The following is a 21,631-nucleotide window of genomic DNA, read 5'->3' as shown; positions in this document are numbered from 1 at the left end:
CAATCGGTCGCCTCATCGACCTCTTCCCGCCTGCCGAATGCGCCAACTACTTCAAAGCGGCCGGATATGATGCAATCTGATCGGATTCCGCTCTAATCTCATTTGTTGCGGTTGTTTCTGGTCTTTCGTCATTATTTGGTATTGACTTTGGTTGTTCGTCTTTCAAAGTACTTGCGTAATTTTTGAATGTTTCAAATGTGTTGTATATGTATCTAACGACACTGTCCCCTTTTGGTGCGCCAGTAATTGCAACTATAACGTCGGTCAGCGCCTTTTCCTCAGCCTTGTGCGCATACTGATTTCGCTTGAATATTTCTTGGAATCCATTCCGAAGAGCTTGAAGGGCAGCTGATGCTCTGCCACCATCGGTTTGGAACTGAGCGTAAAGTTCTGTTGGTGTGGCGCTCTGGTTCAAGAGCCCCGTTGCTTTGAGTATAGGAATAATTGGCCTAGCTGAACCGCCGGTTACGCCAAGCACTGTCGTCAGGAAGTCATTATTGAACACGGCGGGCTTCTCAGAGATTGGAATTTTCTCCAGTACGCGCCTGAGGACGCCCGGTGAGCTAGTGTACGGTAGGTTTCCCGGTATCTTTCGCCGAGCCGAGGAACCCGAGCCAGTTTCAGACTCGGCGCCAGCCGGAGCTTCAGTTTCCGACATCCGATATCTTTCCAGGTTAGGCCAAATCTCCAATTGAAAATTTACCAGAGGTCATTGCATTGATAAAGGACAACCTGTTAGAAGCCTCTGATTCACTCGCGGCTGCGCGGGGCGATGGGATTCCCCCTTGTCCACCGCAAATGCCGGTTTTCAGCCTTATAGGCCTCGCAGGAGGCGGGTACGGAGCTTCGGCATTCGTTGTGGGAAAGCCCCCCGCCCCCGCCCCCGTTACCCCTCCATCTCGATCTGGATCTTCACCTCGCCCTTCGGGGCCGCCGCGGCGTAGTCGAAGGCGGCGACGGCTTCGGAGAAGGGGAAGGTGCGGGTGATCAGGGGGGCGACGTCGATGGCGCCGGAGGCGAGCATCTCGACGCAGCGGCGGAAGACGTGGGCGTAGCGGAAGACGTGCTCGACGCGGGCCTCCTTGACCTGGGCGCGCGCCACCTCGTAGGGCACCGGGGCGAGCGGCATGCCGACGAAGACGACGCAGCCGCCGGGCGCCAGCGGGTCGAACACGCCGGCGGCGGCGCGCTCGGCGCCGGAGCACTCGAACACCACGTCGGCGCCCCAGCCGTCGGTCTCGGCGGCGACGGCGGCGGCGAGCGGCTCGCGGCGGACGTCGACGGTGCGGGCGGCGCCGAGGCGGGCGGCGAGGGCGAGCTTGTCGTCGTCGACGTCTGAGACGATCACGCGGGCGCAGCCGGCGGCGCGGGCGGCGAGGAGGGTCAGGAGGCCGATCGGGCCGGCGCCGATCACCACCGCGACGTCGCCCGGCTTGACGCGCGCCTTGCCGGCGGCGTGGACGCCGACGGCGAGCGGCTCGACCATGGCGCCGGCGGCGAAGGAGACCTGGTCCGGCAGCTTGAAGCACCAGTCGGCGGGGTGGACGACCGAGGGGCGCAGCACGCCGTGGACCGGCGGCGTCGCCCAGAAGCGCACGGCGGGGTCGAGGTTGTAAAGGCCGAGCCGGCTCGCCCGCGAGGTCGGGTCGGGGATGCCCGGCTCCATGCAGACGCGGTCGCCGACCTTCAGCTCGGTCACCGCGGCGCCGACCTCGGTGACGACGCCAGCGGCCTCGTGGCCGAGGATCATCGGCGCGCGCACCACGAAGGGGCCGATGGCGCCGTGGGTGTAGTAGTGGACGTCGCTGCCGCAGACGCCGACCACTTTGATCGCGACGCGGACGTCGCGCGGGCCGACCGTCTCCTCCAGGGGGAAGTCGCGCAGCGACAGGCGGCCCTTCTCTTCCAGAACCAGTGCCTTCATCGGAGTCGTCCTCGGGATCGTGGTGGGCGGGGCGCGCCGGCCCCGGATCGGGCGGCGGCAGGGCGGCGGCGGGAGGGGGATCAGACGGGCGCGATCGCCCGGGCGTGGAGGTCGGCGAGGGTGGCGACGACGCCGGCGCTGCCGGCGAAGAGCACGCCGGGGCGGCCGATGTCGCCGTCGAAGCTGGCGGTGCCGCCGGCCTCGCGCACGATCAGCAGGCCGGCGTAGCAGTCCCAGGCGTTGATGCGCGGGTCGTAGTAGCCGGCGAGACGGCCGGCGGCGAGGTAGCCGAGCATCAGGGCGCCCGAGCCGATGCGGAACATCACCCCGCCGGCGCGGTAGAGGCCGGCGACGAAGCGGCCGGTGGCGTCGGCGTCGAAGGTCTGGGTGGCGCCGATGGCGACGTTGCCGGCGGTGACGTCCAGCGTCGGATCCATGGCGAGCCGGCGCTCGCCGAGCCGGGCGCCGCCGCCGCGCACGGCCGAGTAGGTCTCGCGCAGCACCGGGGCGTGGATCACGCCGACCGCGATGCCCTCGGCGTCGACGACGGCGATCGAGACGCACCAGTTCGGCTGGTCGGTCAGGAAGGGCAGGGTGCCGTCGATCGGGTCGATCACCCAGGTCCAGCCGCTGGTGCCCGCGGCGACGCCGTGCTCCTCGCCGACGAGGCCGTCGCCGGGGAAGGCGTCGAGAACGGCGGCGCGGATCCAGGTCTCGACGTCGCGGTCGGCGCGGCTGACCCAGTCCTGCAGCGTGCCCTTCGATTCGACGACCAGCTCGCCGCGGCTCTCGAAGAAGGCGAGGGCGCGCCGGCCGGCCTCCACGGCGATGCGGCGGGCGGCCTCGGAGCGGGCGACGACGGCGTCGCTGGCGGGGGCGTTCATCGGCGGGTTCCTTCGGCGGGAGCGGCGAGAACCTTGCCGGGATTGAGGATCCCGGTCGGGTCGAGGAGCGTCTTGAGATCGGCCATCAGTGCCATGGCGACCGGGTCCTTGACGGCCGGCAGCAGGTCGCGCTTCAGGCGGCCGATGCCGTGCTCGGCGGATATGGAGCCGCCGTGCGCGGCGACGATGGCGTGGACGGCCGCATTCATCGCCTCCCAGCCGGCGAGATAGGCCGCCTTGTCGGCGCCGACCGGCTGCGACACGTTGAAGTGCAGGTTGCCGTCGCCGACGTGGCCGAACACGGCCGGGCGGCAGCCGGGCACGAGGGCGAGCACGGCGGCGGTCGCCTCCTCGACGAAGGCCGGCAACGCCTTCAGCGGCACGGCGACGTCGTGCTTGATCGAGCCGCCCTCGTGGCCCTGGACCTCCGACATCGCCTCGCGCAGGCGCCAGAAGTCGGCGCGCTGGGCGCCGGTGGCGGCGATGGCGCCGTCGGTGACGACGCCGGCCTCGAAGGCGGCGCCGAGCAGGCCCTCCATGGTAGCAGCGAGCTGGCCGTCGAGCGGGCTGGAGAGTTCCAGGAGCACGTACCACGGGCTCGGTTCGGCGAGCGGGTCGCGGGCGCCGGGGGCGTGGCGGAGCACGAAGTCGAGCGCGGTGCGCGCCATCAGCTCCACCGTGGTGACGGCGCCACCGGCGTGGGCGCGGGCGAGCGCCAGGAGTTCGAGGGCGGCGGCCGGCGAGGGCACGGCGACGAAGGCGGTCTCGCGCGAGCGCGGCCGCGGAAACAGCTTCAGCACCGCCGCGGTGATGACGCCGAGCGTGCCCTCCGAGCCGACGAACAGGTTCTTGAGGTCGAAGCCGGTGTTGTCCTTGCGCAGCCGCCCGAGGCCGTTCCAGACCCGGCCGTCGGCGAGCACGACCTCGAGGCCGAGGCAGAGGTCGCGGGCGTTGCCGTAGGCGAGCACCGCGGTGCCGCCGGCGTTGGAGGCGAGGTTGCCGCCGATGGTGGCGCTGCCCTCGGCGGCGAGCGAGAGCGGGAACAGCCGGTCGGCCGCCTCGGCCGCCGCCTGCACCGCGGCGAGGGTGACGCCGGCCTCGGCGACGATCAGGTCGCTCGCCGGGTCGACCTCGCGGATGCGGTCGAGCCGCTTCAGCGACAGCACGATCTCGCGGCCGTGCTCGAACGGGATCTGGCCGCCGACGAGGCCGGTGTTGCCGCCCTGGGGCACCAGCGCGACGCCGGCCTCGCGGGCGAGCGCCACCACGGCCGCGACCTCGGCGGTCGAGCCGGGGCGCACGACGGCGCGCGCGGCGCCGCGGTAGAGGCCGCGCCATTCCACCAGATAGGGCGCGACGTCGTCGGCTGCGGTCAGGAGGTTGCGGGCGCCGACGACGGTGGCGAGGCGGTCGAGGAGGGCGTCGGGCGGAGCGGTCACGGCGTTCGATCCAACTATTGATCAAGCGATATTACACCTGTATGGTCTCGCTCGTCAGGTCAACCGGAAAGAAGCCGAAGCCTCGATGAGCCGAGCCCTCTACCTCCACGGCGCCTACGACGCCCGCGTCGCGCCGTTCAACCTCAGGGAAGGCCAGCCCGGCGAGGTGCTGCTCGACGTCGCCGCCGTCGGGCTGTGTGGCTCGGATCTGCACTATTACAAGGATGGCGGCATCGGCTCGGCGACCATTCGCGAGCCCTTCGTGCCCGGCCACGAGTTCGGCGGATACCTGTGCGAGGCCCTGCCCGAGCAGGGGCTGGCGGCGGGCGCGCTCGTGGCGGTGGACCCGAATCGGGCTTGCGGGACTTGCGAGTTCTGCCATCGCGGGCACTTCAACCTTTGCCCCAACGTGAAGTTCATTGGTGCACCGCCCTTCGACGGTGCCATGACCGGCCGGATCTGGGTGCCGACGTCGCAGGTGGTGGCGCTGCCCGAGGGCATGACGCCGCTCGAGGCGGTGATGCTGGAGCCGCTCGGCGTCGCGATCCACGCGGTCGACCTCGCCAAGCCGCGCCTGCTCGAGCGCGTCGCGCTGATCGGCTGCGGCCCGATCGGGCTCCTGATCCTGCAGGTGCTGAAGGTCGCCGGGGCCGGCGAGATCGTGGCTGTCGATCCTCAGGCGCACCGGCGCGAGGCGGCGGCGAAACTCGGTGCGGCCCACGTCGGCGCCGATCTCTCGATCGTGCGCGAGGTCACCGGCCGCACCGGCTGCGACCTCGTCGTCGAGGCGACCAATTCGCCGGACGGATTCCGCGACGCCGTGCTCGCCGCCAAGATCGGCGGCCGCGTCGTCATGGTCGGCATTCCCGACGGGGACGTCTACACGCTCCCCGCCGCCGAGACCCGCCGCCGGGGTCTCAAGATCAAGTTCGCGCGCCGGATGGGAGAGGTCTATCCGCGCGCCATCGAGCTCGTCACGAGGAGGAAGGTCGACGTCGCGTCCATGGTGACGCACGAGGTCGGCCTCGACGAGGCACCCCGGGCGTTCCAGCGCCACGCCGAGAGCGCGCCCGGGGTCATCAAGACACTGATCTATCCGAATCGCTGAGAGGAGAGGGGAGGAGTACGCCTTGAGGAAACTGATCCACGCCACGCTCTGCGCCGCGACCATGCTCGCCGGCGCCACCACGATCGCCCGTGCCGACTGGCTCGAGGACGCCGCCAAGCCGCTCGCCGGCACCGAGATCAGCGGCATCTTCCTCGACCGCCCGGGCTACCGCGCGATCATCAAGCTGCTGCCGGAGTTCGAGAAGAAGACCGGCATCAAGGTCAACTACGAGATCGTCCCCTACGAGAACACGCGCGAGAAGGAAGTGCTGAACTTCACCTCGCAGGGCGACCTCACCATGGCCCTGGTCGACCTCGTCTGGATCGGCGAGTTCGCCGAGAACGGTTGGATCGAGCCGGTCGAGAAGTTCACCGCCGACGCCTCGATCACCGATCCGAACCTGAAGCTCGAGGGCTTCTTCCCGCTGCTGCTCGACGCGTTCGGCTCGTGGGGCGGCAAGGTCTACGGCCTGCCGTTCGACAACTATTCCGGCCTCCTGTTCTACAACAGCTGCATGCTGAAGGACGCCGGCTTCGACGGCCCGCCGAAGACCTGGGACGAGCTGAAGGACGTCTATGGTCCGAAGCTCACGGCGGACGGCAAGTACGCCTTCGCCCTGCAGTCGCTGCGCGGCGAGACCCAGTCGGCCGACAGCTTCATGCGCGTGCTGTGGCCGTTCGGCGGCTCGCTGCTCGACAAGGACTTCAAGTCCAACCTGAACTCGGCCGAGAGCCAGAAGGGCCTGCAGTTCCGTCAGGACCTGATGAAGTACATGCCGCCGGGCATCGTCTCCTTCGACCACGCCGAGGCGGTCAACGCCCTGGCGCAGGGCCAGGTCGCGATGATCACCGAGTGGTCGGCCTTCTACGGCACGCTCACCGACCCGGCCACCTCCAAGCTCGGCGACTGCCTCGCCGTCGCTCCGGAGCCTGAAGGCCCGGCCGGCCGTCTGCCCGCGCTCGGCGGCTTCTCGCTCGCCGTGGCGTCGCAGGCCTCGGACGAGCAGAAGAAGGCCACCTGGCTGTTCATTCAGTGGGCGACGTCCGAGGAGATCGCCCGCGCCTATGTCGAGGCCGGCGGCGTCTCGGGCCGGATGGCGATCTACAATGAGGCCGACATCAAGGCCAAGTACAAGTTCGTCGAGCCGATGGTCGCGTCCTGGCAGAAGGGCGTGCCCGAGTTCCGTCCGCGCTTCCCCGCGTGGCCGGCGATCTCGGAGATCGTCGCGGAGTTCGGCTCCAAGATGATGCTCGGGGAGGTCACGGTCGAGGGCGGCGCCAAGGAGATCGGCACCCGCATGGAAGCCATCCTCGAGAAGGAAGGCTACTACGACGGCAAGAAGGAGAAGCTGCAGTAAGCGGCTTCCCGCGTCGGGGACCGCGGCGGGCGCCAGGATCGCCCGCCGCCGGTTCCCCCAACCGATCGCGTATGCTCTTCGAGGAGACCGGGGCGCGGGGCGTTCCCCGGGGGAGGATGGACGTGACCGATCTCTACCAGGGCGCGCTCGCCGAACTGTCCGCGGTATTCGCGCGCGTCGACGACGCGAGCGTCGATGCGGCGGTCGACACGATCGCGCGGGCGAAGCGGATCGCCTGCTACGGCGTCGGCCGGGAAGGCTTGCAGATCAAGGGCTTGGCTATGCGCCTGTTCCACCTCGGCCGATCCGTGGCCGTGGTCGGCGACATGACGACGCCGCCGCTCGGGCCGGGCGACCTCTTGATCGTCTCGGCGGGACCGGGCGACTTCTCCACCGTCGCGGGGCTGATGGGCGTCGCGACGGAGGCGGGTGCCGAGACGCTGGTGGTGACCGCGCAGGCGGACGGTGGCGCGGCGCGCCGGGCCGACCACGTGCTGGTGATCCCGGCGCAGACCATGGCCGACGACACCGGTTCGGCGGCGACCTCGGTGCTGCCGATGGGCTCGCTGTTCGAGGGCGCGCAATACGTGCTGTTCGAGGTCATGATCTTGAAACTGCGCGCGAAACTCGGCATCGATCCCGCCCTGATGCGGGCGAACCACACCAATCTCGAATGACCACCGAAGCCGCGGGACCGGTCCGGACGGACGTCGGCCCGCCGAGGGAGGACCGCTCCGTGGCGGATGCCGTCGACAGACGACCCAACCGAGGCTACGGCCGCTGGACGCCGTTCTGGTTCCTGGCGCCGGCCGTGTTCACGCTGCTGGCGATCGGCATCTATCCGACGATCTTCGCGGCGGTGACCTCGTTCCGGCAGTACAACATCACTCGCCCGCGCGACGGTTTTCCTTTCGTCGGTCTAGAGAACTACTTCACCGTCCTCTCCGACGACACCTTCTGGGCGACGCTGGGCCTGACCGGACGCTTCTTCCTGACGGTGATCCCCATCCAGGTCGCGCTCGGGATCGGGATCGCGCTCTTGCTGCACACGCCGGGTCTCGGTGTCCTCCGGGCGCTCGCGCGGGTGACGCTGGTGGTGCCGCTCGCGACCACCTACGCGGTGGTCGGCCTGATCGGCCGGCTGATCTTCAACCGCGATTTCGGCGTTGCGAATCAAGCGCTTGATTTCATCGGCATCGGCGGGCTCGACTGGCTCGGCTCGCCGGCCGGCGCCTTCGCGGCGATCGCGATGATGGACATCTGGCAGTGGACGCCGTTCTGCGCGCTGATCTTCCTGGCCGGCCTCTCGATGGTACCGACCGAGATCGAGGAGGCTGCCCGGCTCGAGACCCGCTCGAAGTTCATGATGCTCCGGCACGTCCAACTGCCCTACCTGCTGCCGGGTCTGACCGCGATGCTGATCCTGCGCTCGGCAGATGTGCTCAAGTTGTTCGACATGGTGTTCGTGATGACCCGCGGCGGCCCGGGCGCGGCGACCGACCTCGTCTCGGTCTACATCCAGCGCGTCGGCTTCCGGGTGTTCGACCTCGGCGTCGCCTCGGCGCAGGCCATCCTGTTGCTGGTGCTGACGATCCTGCTCGCCCGGCTCTACATCCGCCTGCTCTACCGGGAGATCGAGTGATGACGAAGCCGACCTCCCGCCTGCTGCACGGCCTCGGACTGACCGTAGTCGTCGCCTTCTCGTTGTTTCCGTTCTACTGGATGGTGACTTCGAGCCTCAAGGACCAGACCGACCTCCTGGCCTCGCCGCCGGTCTGGACCTTCGCGCCGACGCTCGAACACTATCGCGCGATCTTCGCCGACCAGAAGGTGGTCAACGCGGTGATCAACTCGCTGATCGTGGCGACCTCGACCACGATCCTGGCGGTGATGCTCGGCGCTCCCGCAGCCTATGCGCTGGCGCGCTTCGACTTTCGCGGCAAGCAGGACCTGTGGTTCTGGTTCATCTCGAACCGTATGATCTCGCCGATCGTTCTGGCGTTGCCGATCTACTTGCTGGCGATGCAGCTCGGCCTGCTCGACACCCATCTCGTGCTGATCCTGATCTACCTGACCTTCAACCTGCCGATCGTGGTGTGGATCTGCACCGACCAGTTCCGGTCGATCCCGCCCGAACTCGAGCAGGCCGCCCGGCTCGAGGGCGCCAACCAGTGGATCATCTTCTCGAAGATCTACGTGCCGCTCGGCGTGCCCGGCATCGCGGTCTCGGCGATCTTCTCGTTCATCTTCTCCTGGAACGAACTTCTCTATGCCCTCGTCCTGACTCGGCGAACCGTCCAGACCGCCCCGGTGGTCGCGACCAGCTTCATGTCGGGCTACGAGCTGCCGTGGGGGAAGATCATGGCGACCGGCACGGTGATCGTGCTGCCGGTGACGGTGTTCGCGCTCTTGGTGTCGAAGCACATGATCCGCGGCCTGACCATGGGCGCCACCAAGTAGCAACCGATCGACAACCGAACGACAACCAACGGGCTCGGGAGGGGACCCCATGGCGACACCGCTCGGCATCAACCTGTCCTTCTGCGTCAAACGCTGGGTGACCCCGTCGCTGTGGGCGCCGGTGGTGCGCGACCGGCTCGGGCTCGACCTCGTCCAGTTCTCGTTCGACCTCGTCGATCCCACGTGGCCGGACGAGATCCTCGACGACCTCGCCGCCGAGATCGCCGCGGTGCCGGAGCGCCACGGCGTGACCGTGCACAGCGCCTTCATCGGGCTGGCCCACTACACCTTCAACCAGATGCTCCACCCCGATCCCCGGGTGCGCGACATCGCCGAGCGCTGGCTCGGGCGGGCCTACCGCTTCGCCGCCAAGGCGGGGATAGCGCGGGTCGGCGGGCCGCTCGGCGCGATCGCCTCGCGGGTCGACGGCGCCGAGGCCGAGGCGATCCCCCCTGCCGACTACGACGACCTGATCGCGCGGATGCGGCGGCTGGCGGTGGTCGCCGCCGAGGCGGGTCTGACCGAGCTCTACGTCGAGCCGACGCCGATGCGGCGGGAGTGGCCGTGGACGGTCGAGCAGGCCCGGACCATGACCGCCGACGTCGCCGGCTCGGCGGTGCCCTGGCGGCTCTGCGTCGACTGGGGCCACGGCACCTTCGAGCCGCTCTACGGCCGCTACCGCGCCCGGATGGAGGATTGGTTCGAGGCGCTGGCGCCCGAGATCGGGGCGGTGCACATCCAGCAGACCGACTTCCAATACGACCGCCACTGGGACTTCACCGAGGCCGGCGCGGTCGATCCGACGGCGGCGGCCGACCTCCTGGCGCGGACCGGCCTTGCGGACCGGCCGGTCTTCCTCGAAGTCTTCTATCCGTTCGAGCGCGACGACCGCTCCATCCTGGAGGCGGTGGCCCGCTCGGCCGCGATCCTGAAGACCGCGTTCTCCCGGGGATGACCGCAGCCGTGAGCGAAATCGAAGCCGTCGACGTCGGCCCGGACCTGCCGGGCGGCCAGGACCCCGAGCAGATCAAGGCCCGGGTGGTCTGGTATTATTTCGTCGGCGGCCTGACCCAGCAGGAGATCGCGGACAAGCTCGGCATCACCCGGCTCCGGGTCAACCGCATCGCCGGACAGGCCCGCGCCGACGGGCTGGTGCACATCGACGTCCGGCTGCCGCTCGCCCGCTGCGTCGCCCTCGAGGAGAAGCTGAAGCAGCGCTACGGCCTCGCCGCGGTCACCGTGGTGCCGACGGTGGAGGACGACCAGCAGCGCGTGGTCGGCGAGGCCGCCGGCGTGATGCTGGACCCGATGCTGCGCGAGGGCCTGGGGCTCGGCGTCGGCTGGGGCCGGACGCTGTCGGAGGCGCTCAAGCGGATCAACCCGCGCAAGGTGTCGCGCGGTTGGGTCGCGACGCTGATGGGCGGGCTCACCCGCGGCTCCGGCATGAACACCTTCGAGGTCTCCACCGCCTTCGCCAAGCTGCTCGGCGCCGAGTGCTATTATCTGGCGGTGCCGATCTACTTCCCCTCGGCCGAGAGCCGGACCGCGCTGTTGCAGCACTACGGCATCGCCGAGGCCTACCGCCGGGCCAAGCTGGTCGACATCGCGCTCGTATCCTGCGGCGACCTCTCCAACCGCTCGCTGCTCGCCGTGACGCAGATCGTGACCGAGAACACCGCGGGCCTGCGCGAGGCCGGGGCGGTCGGCGACCTGCTCGGCGTGTTCCTCGACGAGGCCGGACGGCCGGTCGACCATCCGCTGAACCAGCGGGTGATGGCGCTCGCGCCCGACGAGCTCAAGGCCATCCCCAACTCGATCCTCGCCTCCGGCGGCGCGCACAAGGCGCCGATCGTCAAGGCGATCCTGACCGGCGGCTACGTCAAGCGCCTCGTCACCGACGAGGCCTGTGCGGAGAGGGTGCTTTGAGTTCCACCGTGTCCCGGCCCCTGGTGCTGGCGGTCGACGTCGGCACGCTGTCGGCGCGCGCCGGCCTGTTCGATTCGGCCGGCGGCCTCGTCGCCGTGGCGGCCGAGGGGTTCGAGCTGCGCCGTCCGGCCGAGCACAGGGCGGTCTACCGCATGGCGGACATCTGGGGCGCGGTGTGCGCCGCCGTCGCCGCCTGCCTCGCGAAGATGCCGGGGGCGGCGGAGCGGGTCGCCGCGCTCGCCTTCGATGCGACCTCCTCGCTCTACCTGGAGACCGGCGGGCCGGCGCCGCTCGAGGACGGCGCCGACGTCGTCTGCTGGATGGACCACCGCGGCGAGGCCGAGGCGGCCGAGATCGACGCCACCGCCCACCGCTTCCTCGCCTTCGTCGGCGGGTCGATCTCGCCCGAGATGCACCTGCCGAAGCTGCTGTGGCTGAAGCGGAACCGGCCGGGCGGGCTCGCCGGGATCACCGCCGCCCGCGACCTCTGCGACGAACTCGCCTTCCGGGCGACCGGTGTCGACCGCCACTCGGTCTGCGGCCTCGCCTGCAAGTGGCCCTATCTTCCGGCCGAGGCCGAGCCGTGGTGCCACGACCTGCTGGCGGGCCTCGGTCTCGCCGACCTCGACGGGCTCGGTGCGCTGTCGCAGCGGCCGGGTCTGGTCGGCGACGTCCACGGCCGCGTCTCGGCGGCGGGGGCGGCGGCGCTCGGTCTGCCCACGGGCATCCCGGTCGCGGTCGGCCTGATCGACGCCGAGGCCGGCGCCGTCGGCGTGCTCGGCCGCGGCTTCCGCGACCGCATGAACCGGGTGCTGCCGATGATCGGCGGCACCTCGACCAACTACATGCCCTTCGCCACCGAGGCCCGGCTGGTGCCGGGTGTGTGGGGGCCGTTCAGGGACGCGGTGTTCCCGGGCCACTGGATGCACGAGGGCGGCCAGAGCCTCTCCGGCGCCGCCCTCGACGCGGTGCTGCGCCACCATCCCGGCGGGCCGCGGCAGGCCTCGTCCGACAACCACGCCCGCGCCGCGGCGGCGATCCTCGCCATCCTCGAGGAGGAGGGACCGGCCTTCGCGGCGCGCCGGCACATCGTGCCGGACTGGCTCGGCAACCGCTCGCCGCTCGGCGACGGCCGGGTCCGGGCGCTCGCGACCGGAATCGGCGAGGAAACCGGCGAGCGGGCCTTCCTCGAAAGTTATTACGCCACCGCCCGGGCGCTGGCGCTGCAGAGCCGCCACGTCGCCGAGCATCTGAACGGCCACGGCTTCGCCTTCGAAGCGGTGACGCTGTCGGGCGGCCACCTGCGCAATCCTCTGCTGGTGCGGCTCTACCGCGACGCCCTCGGGGCCGACCTCGTGCTCTCCGACGCGCCCGAACCGGTGCTGCTCGGCACCGCCATGGTCGCCGCCGTCGCCGCCGGCCTCCACGGCGACCTCTTCGCCGCCCTCGACGCCATGGCCGCCGACCAGCGGACGGTTCCGGCCGATCCCGCCTGGAAGGCGCCGCACGAGACGGCCTATCGCACCTATCTGAAGTTGTTCTCCGTCCGCAACGAGGTCGAGGCCGCCGCGCGCGCGCTCGAGGCCGGTGCGGCGGCCCACCGGAGTTGAAGCCGATGTCCTTCCTGGTCCTCGACAAGGTCGTCAAGCGCTACGGCGATCACGAAGTCATCAAGGGCGTCAGCTTCGGCGCCGAGAAGGGCGAGTTCGTCGTCTTCGTCGGCCCGTCGGGCTGCGGAAAGTCGACGCTGCTCCGGATGATCGCCGGGCTCGAGGACATCTCGGGCGGCGACGTCTCGATCGACGGCAAGGTGGTGACCAACGTCGAGCCGGCGCTGCGCCAGGTCTCGATGGTGTTCCAGTCCTACGCGCTCTATCCGCACATGTCGGTCTACGACAACATGGCCTTCGGCCTCCGGATGATTAAGGCGAGCGAGGCCGACATCAAGGCGCGGGTCGGCGAGGCGGCGCGGATCCTCCAGATCGAGCCGCTGCTGGAGCGCAAGCCGCGCCAGCTCTCCGGCGGCCAGCGCCAGCGCGTCGCCATCGGACGGGCGATCGTTCGCAACCCCAAGCTGTTTCTGTTCGACGAGCCGCTGTCCAACCTCGACGCGGAGCTGCGCACCCAGATGCGCGTCGAGATCGCCAAGCTGCACCGCGACCTCGGCGTCACCATGGTCTACGTCACCCACGACCAGATCGAGGCGATGACGCTGGCCGACCGCATCGTGGTGCTGCGCGCCGGGCAGGTCGAGCAGATCGGCTCGCCGACCGAGCTCTACGACCGTCCCGCCAACACCTTCGTCGCCGGCTTCATCGGCTCGCCGAAGATGAACTTCATCGAGGGCGTGGTCGCCTCGGCGGGGGAGGCGACGGTGGAGGTGGCCGGCGAGACCTTCGCCGGCGGCCGGGCGCGTCTGCCGGCCCGCGCCGGCCACCGCGCCCGCGCCGGCGACAAGCTGCTGGTCGGCTTCCGGCCGGAGCATCTCGAGATCGGCGCGGCGGCGCCGGTGCTGCGGCTGACGGCGGACTTCAGCGAAAACCTCGGCGGTTCGACCCAGGTGTTCGCCCGCGGCGGCGCCGAGCCGGTCAGCATCCTCGCGCCGGGCCGTCCGGCGGTGAAGCCGGGCGACACGCTCGATCTCGGCGTGGCGCCGGGGCACGTGTACCTGTTCGACCAGAAGGGTCTGGCGCTGTAAGGGGCGAGATTTGACCCTCCCCTTGCGGGAGGGTCGGCGCGAAGCGCCGGGGAGGGTCGCCGGCCACGGGCTCGACGCTCAGAGGGGCGTCGCGGCGGTGGAGGCGGATCCCACCCCGCCGGCCTTCGGCCGTCGACCCTCCCCACGAGGGGGAGGGTAGTTCGCGGCGCGCCCCCCCCATCTCACACCAGCGTGGCGTGGATGCTGCGGTGGATGGTGCGCGGGGGGATGAGGTCGGGTTCGATCTCGACGAGGACCGGTTCGCGGTTGCCGGAGGCGATGATCTCGCAGGCGCGCTCGATCAGGCGGTCGGCGTTCTGGCGGATCATGTGGACCGGGAACTGCAGATAGGCCGCGAAGGGGTCGTAGTCGTAGCAGCCGATCGCCGAGCCGGCGAGCGCCTCGGGCGGCAGCTCGACGAAGTGGCGCAGCACGCCCTCGAAGGCGGTCAGCGAGTTGACGAACAGTGCGGCGGGCAGGCCGCCGAGCCGGGCGATCAGGTCGGCGACGGCGACGCCGGCCTTCGACGGGGCGTAGCCGCAGGCGACGATCTGGTCGTCGGCAACGGTGCCGAAGCGGGCCGTGGCGGCGGCGACGAAGCCTTCGATGCGGCGCCGGGTGGCGTAGTCGCGCGCGTCGCCGCCGAGGAAATACGGCCGGGCGCGGCGCGGATCGGCCGTCGGCGGCATGTCGGCGAGAATCGCCTCGGTGAGGCGGACGGCGCCGAGGTGGTTGTCGGTGACGACCGAGGGATGGCCCCAGCCCGGCAGGTCGACGAAGACATAGGGCTTGCGGCCGGCGTCGCACAGCGTGCTGATGGCGTCGGGATCCGACGCGCCGGCGATCAGCACCCAGTCGACCGCGTAGGAGATCAGCGTCTCGACGGTGCGGATCTCCTCCTGCGGGTCGCGCAGGGTGGAGACGATCACCGGGCAGAGCCCGCGGGCGCGCGCCTCGGCCTCGAAGCTCTGGCTGAGCGCGGAGAAATAACGGTTGTCGTGCTCGGGGATGATCATGCCGACGAGGTGCGAGCGCGCCTGCCGGAGGCCACGCGCCTGCATGTTGGTGCTGTAGCCGAGCTCGGCGGCGACGCGCTGGATCTCCTCGACGGTGGCCGGCGCGATCCGGCGCGACGGGCCCTTGCCCGACAGCGCGGCGCTGACGGTGGAGGCCGACGCGCCGGTGAGGCGCGCGACGTCGTAGATCGTCGGCTTGGTCCTGCGTCCCGTCATCGTGCCACCACGTCGGTCCCCGTCCGATCGGCCGTCTCCCGGGCCGTTTCCCACGGCTCGTCGCAGATCGCGTGCCGAATGGCACCGCTCGTCGCTTGACGACGATCACCGTTTTTGTTTTGGTATGCAACATCGATTGTGCAGCACGGTGCGCCGAGGAGGTTCGGCGGTCGCGGTGCGGGAGGACTCGCCGACAAATCCAGTGCGACTGGCAGCGTAGGCTTCGTGCGCGCAATTGCGCAATCGATTGTGCAGGCTATTTGCAGCGAAGACCGCCCGGCAAGGGCGGGACGAGGGAGGACAAGCGATGAAGAAGACCCTGACCGCGACGCTCGCGGCGCTGACGCTCGCCGTTTCGGCGATCGCGACGATGGCGGTGGCCGCCGACAAGCCCACCATGGGCGTGGTGGTGAAGATCGGCGGCATCCCCTGGTTCAACGCCATGGAGGCCGGCATCAAGGAGGAGGGCGAGAAGCTCGGCGTCGACGCCAGCATGATCGGCCCGACCAGCGCCGACCCGGCGCTGCAGGTGCGCGCGATCGAGGACCTGATCGCCAAGGGCGTCGACGTCATCGGCGTGGTGCCGAACGACGAGAAGGCGCTGGAGCCGGTGCTGAAGAAGGCGATGGACGCCGGCATCAAGGTGGTCGCCCACGAGGGCCCGGGCCTGACCAACATCGACTGGGACTTCGAGCTCGCCTCGGCCTCCGGCTTCGGCGAGGCCCATGCCAAGCTGCTGGCCGAGAAGATGGGCGGCGAGGGCGAATACGCCGTGTTCGTCGGCTCGCTGACCGTGCCGCTGCACAACGCTTGGGCCGACGCCGCCAACGCCTATATCGCCGCCAACTATCCGAAGATGAAGCTGGTCGGCGACCGCTACGGCGTCGCCGAGAACGTCGACGACAGCCGCAAGACCGCGCTCGACGTCATCGCCGCCCACCCGAACCTCAAGGGCTTCCTCGCCTTCGGCAGCCAGGGCCCGATCGGCGCCGGCCGCGCCGTCGAGGAGCGCCGGCTGGTCGACAAGGTGTTCGTGATCGGCCCGTTCTCGCCCGGCCAGGGCCGCGCGCTGATCAAGGAGGGCGCCATCACCGGCGGCTTCATGTGGAACCCGGCCGAGGCCGGCCGCGTGTTCGTGCGCATGGGCAAGCTGCTGGTCGACGGCACCGAGATCAAGTCGGGCATGACCGTCGAGGGCCTCGGCACGATCGAGCCGGACGCGGCCGCCAAGGACATCATCACCAACAACCTGGTGACCATCAACAAGGACACCGTCGACGGCCTCGCCGACCTCGGTCTCTGACGAGACCCCGCGGGCGGCCCGAGCGGCCGCCCGCATCCCCGCCTCCCGCTTCCCGATCAGGCCCGGAACGCCGCGGTTTCAGCCGCGGCCACAGGTGACGCCATGACCTCAGACGCCAGCGCGGCCGCCCTCCGGCCCGCCGACGGCGCGCCCGCCATCCGCATGTCCGCGATCTCCAAGGTGTTCGGCGGCGTCCGCGCCCTCGACGACGTCTCCTTCGAGGTCGGCCGCGGCGAGGTGCACTGCCTCGCCGGCGAGAACGGCTGCGGCAAGAGCACGCTGATCAAGATCATCTCCGGCGTCTACACCCCCGAGCCGGGCGCGGTGATGGAGTATTTCGGCCGCCCCGAGACGGGCGTGACCCCGAACGCGGCGCGTGCCCACGGCATCGCGGTGATCTGGCAGGACCTCGCCCTGTTCGGCGAGATGACCGTGGCCGAGAACATCGCCTTCGAGACCCTGGTCGGCGGACGGCCGCGGCTGGTCTCCGACGCGGCGCTGCGCGCGACCGCCGCCGCGGCGCTCGGCCGGCTCGGCGTCGACCTCGATCTCGACGCCCGCGTCGCCACGCTGGCGATCGCCGACCGTCAGGTCGTGGCGATCGCGCGGGCGCTGGTCTCGGACGCCCGCCTGATCTTCATGGACGAGCCGACGGCCTCGCTGACCCAGGCCGAGACCGACAAGCTGCTCGACGTGGTGCGCACGCTGTCGGCGCGCGGCGTCGCCATCGTCTTCGTCAGCCACCGCCTCGCCGAGGTGCTGGAGATCGCCTCCCGCGTGACGGTGATCCGCGACGGCCGGCTGGTGGGCGTGTTCCCCGCCTCGTCGCTGACGCAGGGAAAGCTGACCGAGCTGATGACCGGGCGCACCTTCGAGCGCGGCATCTCGGCCCGCGACGTCGCGGCCAATCCGGTGGCGATCGAGGTGAAGGGCCTGACGCGCCGCGGCGAGTTCGAGGACGTCGACCTGACGATCCGCGCCGGCGAGGTCGTCGGCCTGACCGGCCTGATCGGCGCCGGGCGCACCGAACTCGCCCACGTGCTGTTCGGCATGGCGCGTCCCGACCGCGGCGCGATCCGCCTCGCCGGCCGCGAGGTGCGGTTCCGCTCCAACCGCGAGGCGATCGCCGCCGGTGTCGCCTACGTCTCGGAGGACCGCCTGCAGCTCGGCCTCGTGCAGCCGCAGTCGATCGCCGACAATCTCACCCTGACCGTGCTGCCGGCCCTCAGCGACCGCAATGGGCTGGTGTCGCCGGCCCGCAAGGCCGACCTCGTCGCCCGCTGGATCCGCGACCTCGCGGTCAAGATCGGCCGGCCCGAGGACGCGGTGTCGACGCTGTCCGGCGGCAACCAGCAGCGCATCGTGCTCGCCAAGTGGCTCGCGACCGGCCCCAAGGTGCTGATCCTCGACTGCCCGACCGTCGGCGTCGACGTCGGCGCCCGCGAGGGGATCTTCCGCGTCGTCCGCGACCTCGCCGAGCGCGGCCTCGCGATCCTGCTCATCTCCGACGAGGTCTCCGAAGTCCACATGAACGCCGACCGCATCCTGCACATGGCGGGCGGGCGCATCGTCGGGGAATACGACCCCCGCGTCGCCTCGATCGCCGACCTGGAGGCCGCGATCTATGCGTAGCCTCGTCCGCGCCTATCCGACCGAGACCAAGCTGCTCGCGGTGCTGGTCGCGCTCTGCACCTTCCTCGCCGTCGCCTCCGACAGCTTCTTCACGCTGGCGAACGCGACCTCGCTGCTCAACAACAACGCGGTCAACGTGATCTGGGCGGTCGGCCTCCTGGTGGTGCTGATCGCCGGCGGCATCGACATCTCCTTCGCCGTCGCCGCCTCGGTGGTGCAGTATCTCTGCGTCTACGTGTTCGTCTGGCTCGGCGGGGCGAACTGGGCGATCGGCTTCGTGGTCGCCGGCGGTCTCGGGATCTGCCTCGGCCTCGTCAACGCCTTCCTGATCCACCGTTTCAAGATCATCTCGATCGTGGTGACCATCGCCACGTTCAACGCCTTCTTCGGCCTCCTGATGTTCTTCTCCTCGGGGAAGTTCCTCTACAACCTGCCGGATTGGTGGAGCGGCCGGCTGATCGTGTGGGAGCACCAGAGCGCCGACGGCACCTGGGCCGAACTGACGCTGCCGGTGCCGATCATGCTCGCCTGCATGCTCGCCACCTTCCTGCTGATCCGCCGCACCAACATCGGCCGCCAGCTGTTCGCCTTCGGCGACAATCCGGAAGGCGCGCGCCGCGTCGGCGTCAACGTCGCGGCGATGCAGGCGATCGCCTTCGGCTGGATGGGGCTGATGGCCGGCATCGGCGGCCTGATGCAGGCGCACATCGTCAAGGAAGTGGTGCCGAACGCCCTCTACGGCCGCGAACTCGACGTGCTCGCCGCCGTGGTGCTCGGCGGCGCCCGGCTCGGCGGCGGTCGCGGCTCGGTGATCGGCTGCTTCCTCGGCGTCGCCCTGGTGGCGGTGACCCAGAACGGCCTCAACCTGCTCGGCGTCTCGCCCTACGCCTTCAAGATGGTGATCGGCCTCGTGATCCTGGTCGCGATCTCGACCTCCAACCTCGACCTCGGCGCGCTCGTGACCGCCAAGCGGGAGGGCCGCTGACATGACACGTCTCCTCGACGGCCTCCGCCGCACGGTGGGCGACGACGTCGCCGCGCTGCTCGGCTTCCTCCTCGCCGTGGTCGTGGTGTTCGGCATCGCCGCGCCGAAATTCCTCTCGGCCGCCAACTTCGACTCGATCGCGTTCCAGCTGCCGGAGTTCGGCCTGCTGACGCTCGCGATGCTGATCCCGATCATCTCGGGCGGCATCAACCTCGCGATCATCTACACCGCCAACATGGCCGGGCTGACGCTCGCCTGGGTGCTGAACAGCCACGGCGGTCCCGACGCCGGCGTGACGGCCTTCGTCGTCGGGTCGGTGCTGGCGATCGGCGTCGGCGCGCTCGCCGGCGCGGTGATGGGCGCGGTGATCGCCTACACCGGCGCGCACCCGATCCTGGTCTCGCTGGCGATGATGATCTTCCTGCGCGGCCTCGGCGAGTTCCTGACCCGCGGCGGCGACATCTCCGGCTTCCCCGACTTCATGGCGCCGATCGGCCACGGCACGCTCCTCGGCATCCCGGTGCCGCTGGTGATCTTCGCGGTCGCCGCGGTCGCTTGGCACTTCCTGTTGTCGCGGACCCGCCACGGCGTCGCCGCCTCGATGATCGGCTCCAACATCCGGGCGACGGAATATTCCGGCATCCCGGTCAAGCGGACGCTGACGCTGATCTACACGCTGTCTGGCGCGATGTGCGCGCTCGCCGGCATCCTGATGCTGGCGCGCTTCAACTCGGTGCGCGTCGGCCACGGCGAGGCGCTGCTGCTCGTCACCGTGCTCGCCTGCTTCCTCGGCGGCGTCGACCCGTTCGGCGGCTTCGGCCGGGTGGCGCCGGTGGCGGTGGCGCTGGTGGTGCTGCAGGCGCTGTCGTCCGGGCTCAACCTGATCGGTGCCAACCAGCACCTCTCCACGGCGGTCTGGGGCCTGTTCCTGATCGCCGTCATGATCCTGCGCTGGACCTTCCGGCGCTTGCAGAAGAACCCCAAGGGAAGGACCTGACCCATGCAAGGCTTCGGCGTTCACACCAGCATGTGGACCATGAACTGGGACCGCGAGGGTGCCGAGCGCGCCATCGCCGGCGCGGTTCGTTACAAGATGGACTTCGTCGAGATCGCGCTGCTGAACGCGCCGATGGTCGACGCCGCCCACACCCGCGCGCTGCTCGACGAGACCGGCGTGCGCGCGGTCTGCTCGCTCGGCCTGCCCGAGGTCAACTGGGCCTCGGTGAACCCGGACGGCGCGATCGAGCACCTCAAGGTGGCGCTCGACAAGACCAAGGAGCTCGGCGGCGAGGCGCTCTCCGGCGTCACCTACGGCGGCATCGGCCAGCGCACCGGCGTGCCGCCGACCGCGGCGGAATACGACAACGTCGCCCGCGTGCTCGAGGTCGCCGCCCGCCACGCCAAGGCGCTCGGCCTCGCCTTCGGCATCGAGCCGGTCAACCGCTACGAGAACCACCTGATCAACACCGGCGCGCAGGCCAAGTGGATGATCGAGAAGGTGGGCGCCGACAACATCTTCATCCACCTCGACACCTACCACATGAACATCGAGGAGAAGGGCGCCGCCAACGGCATTCTCGACGCCCGCGAGCACCTTCGCTACATCCACCTCTCCGAGAGCGACCGCGGCACGCCGGGCTCCGGCACCTGCGACTGGGACGAGGTGTTCGGCGCGCTCGCCGCGATCGGCTTCAAGGGCGGCCTCGCCATGGAGAGCTTCATCAACATGCCGCCGGAAGTGGCCTATGGCCTTTCGGTGTGGCGGCCGGTGGCGGAGAACTTCGAGGAGGTCATGGACAACGGTCTGCCGTTCCTGCGCAACAAGGCGCGGCAGTACCGGTTGATCTGATCCCGGGCTCGCGAGGCGCGCCCGACCGGGCGCCGGCCGGAAGGCCGCAACCCCATGACGTCCCGACGAGCCGGGACGTCATGGGACAGGTATGACGCGAAGCCCCGCGCGGGCGGGCCGGCGGGACGTCGGTCCGTCGCCGGCGCGGGCGAGAGGGGAGAGCGGAAGGTGACGGCAGCGCCGATCGACGTCGACGGTCTCGTCCGCCTGTTGGCGGCGCGGCCGGCGGAGGGGCGGACCATCGCGGCCATCGCCGGCCCGCCGGGCGGCGGCAAGTCGACGGTGGCCGAGGCGGTGGTGGAGCGACTGGAGGCGATCGCGCCCGGCGCCGTGGCGCTCTTGCCGATGGACGGCTTCCACTACGACGACCTCTTCCTGGTGCCGGCCGGCCTCCGACCCCGCAAGGGCGCGCCGGAGACCTTCGACGTCGGCGGCTTCCGCCACGTGCTGGCGCGGCTCCGGGTCGCCGACGAGGAGTTCGTGGCGGTGCCGGTGTTCGACCGCGCGATCGAGATCGCCCGGGCCGGCGCGCGGCTGATCCCGCGCTCGGCGCGGATCGTGGTGGTCGAGGGCAACTACCTGTTGCTGCGGCAGCCGCCGTGGTCGTCGCTGGCGCCGCTGTTCGACGTGACGGTGATGGTCGAGACGCCGGAGCCGGAACTTCGCCGCCGGCTGATTGCGCGCTGGGAGGGATACGGCCTGCCGCCCGACGTGGTCGCCGCCAAGGTCGAGGGCAACGACCTGCCGAACGGCCGCTTCGTGGTGGCCGAGAGCGCCGAGCCGGACTACCGGCTGGCGAACTGACGAGTGCCTTCCGGAGCCCCGACCGCCGGT

The 21,631-nt window shown here is 70.1% G+C and carries 20 protein-coding genes; 15 read left to right on the top strand and 5 right to left on the bottom strand.

Annotated elements, in window-relative coordinates:
- Positions 1-46: 46 nt before the first annotated feature.
- From EDD54_RS08550 to EDD54_RS08535, 4 genes are all read right to left on the bottom strand, one after another.
- Positions 47-658, bottom strand: a complete 612-nt coding sequence (locus EDD54_RS08550; protein ID WP_126541466.1) for a DUF5343 domain-containing protein — start codon at positions 656-658, stop codon at positions 47-49.
- 228 nt (positions 659-886) lie between these two features.
- On the bottom strand, positions 887-1,924 hold the full coding sequence (locus EDD54_RS08545) for an NAD(P)-dependent alcohol dehydrogenase (RefSeq protein WP_126541467.1): 1,038 nt from the start codon (positions 1,922-1,924) through the stop codon (positions 887-889).
- Between the two features lie 80 nt (positions 1,925-2,004).
- Positions 2,005-2,808, bottom strand: a complete 804-nt coding sequence (locus EDD54_RS08540) for an inositol monophosphatase family protein (protein ID WP_126541468.1) — start codon at positions 2,806-2,808, stop codon at positions 2,005-2,007.
- On the bottom strand, positions 2,805-4,247 hold the full coding sequence (locus EDD54_RS08535) for an FAD-binding oxidoreductase (protein ID WP_126541469.1): 1,443 nt from the start codon (positions 4,245-4,247) through the stop codon (positions 2,805-2,807). Before EDD54_RS08535 ends, EDD54_RS08540 begins: the two co-directional genes overlap by 4 nt.
- A gap of 85 nt (positions 4,248-4,332) precedes the next feature.
- Here EDD54_RS08535 and EDD54_RS08530 point away from each other — a divergent pair, with 85 nt between their 5' ends.
- The 9 genes from EDD54_RS08530 (at position 4,333) to EDD54_RS08490 (ending at position 13,796) form a co-directional block, all read left to right on the top strand.
- Positions 4,333-5,355: a zinc-dependent alcohol dehydrogenase gene (locus EDD54_RS08530; RefSeq protein ID WP_126541470.1), complete on the top strand. Its 1,023-nt coding sequence runs from the start codon at positions 4,333-4,335 to the stop codon at positions 5,353-5,355.
- 22 nt (positions 5,356-5,377) lie between these two features.
- Positions 5,378-6,712, top strand: coding sequence for an ABC transporter substrate-binding protein (locus EDD54_RS08525; RefSeq protein WP_245515672.1), 1,335 nt, complete (start codon positions 5,378-5,380; stop codon positions 6,710-6,712).
- Between the two features lie 122 nt (positions 6,713-6,834).
- Positions 6,835-7,389: an SIS domain-containing protein gene (locus EDD54_RS08520; protein ID WP_245515671.1), complete on the top strand. Its 555-nt coding sequence runs from the start codon at positions 6,835-6,837 to the stop codon at positions 7,387-7,389.
- A gap of 59 nt (positions 7,390-7,448) precedes the next feature.
- A complete protein-coding gene (locus EDD54_RS08515; protein WP_245515670.1) occupies positions 7,449-8,354 on the top strand; it encodes a carbohydrate ABC transporter permease in 906 nt (301 codons plus the stop codon).
- Positions 8,354-9,172, top strand: coding sequence for a carbohydrate ABC transporter permease (locus tag EDD54_RS08510; RefSeq protein ID WP_126541473.1), 819 nt, complete (start codon positions 8,354-8,356; stop codon positions 9,170-9,172). The genes EDD54_RS08515 and EDD54_RS08510 overlap by 1 nt, the downstream gene beginning before the upstream one ends.
- Positions 9,173-9,221: 49 nt before the next feature.
- Complete coding sequence (locus EDD54_RS08505) at positions 9,222-10,127, top strand: sugar phosphate isomerase/epimerase family protein (RefSeq protein ID WP_126541474.1); 906 nt, start codon at positions 9,222-9,224, stop codon at positions 10,125-10,127.
- An 8-nt stretch (positions 10,128-10,135) separates the two neighbouring features.
- Positions 10,136-11,098 carry a sugar-binding transcriptional regulator gene (locus EDD54_RS08500; protein WP_245515669.1) on the top strand — a complete coding sequence of 321 codons (963 nt, stop codon included), beginning with the start codon at positions 10,136-10,138 and terminating at the stop codon, positions 11,096-11,098.
- The gene (locus EDD54_RS08495; protein WP_165644348.1) at positions 11,095-12,708 is read left to right on the top strand and encodes an FGGY-family carbohydrate kinase; all 1,614 of its coding nucleotides are present in this window, start codon (positions 11,095-11,097) and stop codon (positions 12,706-12,708) included. Before EDD54_RS08500 ends, EDD54_RS08495 begins: the two co-directional genes overlap by 4 nt.
- Positions 12,709-12,713: 5 nt before the next feature.
- Positions 12,714-13,796: an ABC transporter ATP-binding protein gene (locus tag EDD54_RS08490; protein ID WP_126541477.1), complete on the top strand. Its 1,083-nt coding sequence runs from the start codon at positions 12,714-12,716 to the stop codon at positions 13,794-13,796.
- A 182-nt stretch (positions 13,797-13,978) separates the two neighbouring features.
- Here EDD54_RS08490 and EDD54_RS08485 read toward each other — a convergent pair whose 3' ends face one another.
- Complete coding sequence (locus tag EDD54_RS08485; protein ID WP_126541478.1) at positions 13,979-15,028, bottom strand: LacI family DNA-binding transcriptional regulator; 1,050 nt, start codon at positions 15,026-15,028, stop codon at positions 13,979-13,981.
- A 307-nt stretch (positions 15,029-15,335) separates the two neighbouring features.
- Here EDD54_RS08485 and EDD54_RS08480 point away from each other — a divergent pair, with 307 nt between their 5' ends.
- The 6 genes from EDD54_RS08480 (at position 15,336) to EDD54_RS08455 (ending at position 21,601) form a co-directional block, all read left to right on the top strand.
- Positions 15,336-16,331, top strand: coding sequence for a substrate-binding domain-containing protein (locus EDD54_RS08480; RefSeq protein WP_126541479.1), 996 nt, complete (start codon positions 15,336-15,338; stop codon positions 16,329-16,331).
- A 102-nt stretch (positions 16,332-16,433) separates the two neighbouring features.
- The gene (locus EDD54_RS08475; RefSeq protein ID WP_126541480.1) at positions 16,434-17,963 is read left to right on the top strand and encodes a sugar ABC transporter ATP-binding protein; all 1,530 of its coding nucleotides are present in this window, start codon (positions 16,434-16,436) and stop codon (positions 17,961-17,963) included.
- Positions 17,956-18,948 (top strand): ABC transporter permease, encoded by a 993-nt coding sequence (locus EDD54_RS08470; protein ID WP_126541481.1) that lies wholly within the window; start codon positions 17,956-17,958, stop codon positions 18,946-18,948. The genes EDD54_RS08475 and EDD54_RS08470 overlap by 8 nt, the downstream gene beginning before the upstream one ends.
- A 1-nt stretch (position 18,949) precedes the next feature.
- Positions 18,950-19,945, top strand: coding sequence for an ABC transporter permease (locus EDD54_RS08465; RefSeq protein WP_126541482.1), 996 nt, complete (start codon positions 18,950-18,952; stop codon positions 19,943-19,945).
- A 3-nt stretch (positions 19,946-19,948) separates the two neighbouring features.
- Positions 19,949-20,797, top strand: a complete 849-nt coding sequence (locus EDD54_RS08460) for a sugar phosphate isomerase/epimerase family protein (RefSeq protein WP_126541483.1) — start codon at positions 19,949-19,951, stop codon at positions 20,795-20,797.
- A 168-nt stretch (positions 20,798-20,965) separates the two neighbouring features.
- Complete coding sequence (locus EDD54_RS08455) at positions 20,966-21,601, top strand: nucleoside/nucleotide kinase family protein (RefSeq protein ID WP_245515668.1); 636 nt, start codon at positions 20,966-20,968, stop codon at positions 21,599-21,601.
- Positions 21,602-21,631 lie beyond the last annotated feature (30 nt).

The organism is Oharaeibacter diazotrophicus, from assembly GCF_004362745.1.
Lineage (GTDB): Bacteria > Pseudomonadota > Alphaproteobacteria > Rhizobiales > Pleomorphomonadaceae > Oharaeibacter > Oharaeibacter diazotrophicus.
This window is presented reverse-complemented; position numbering and strand designations above follow the sequence as displayed.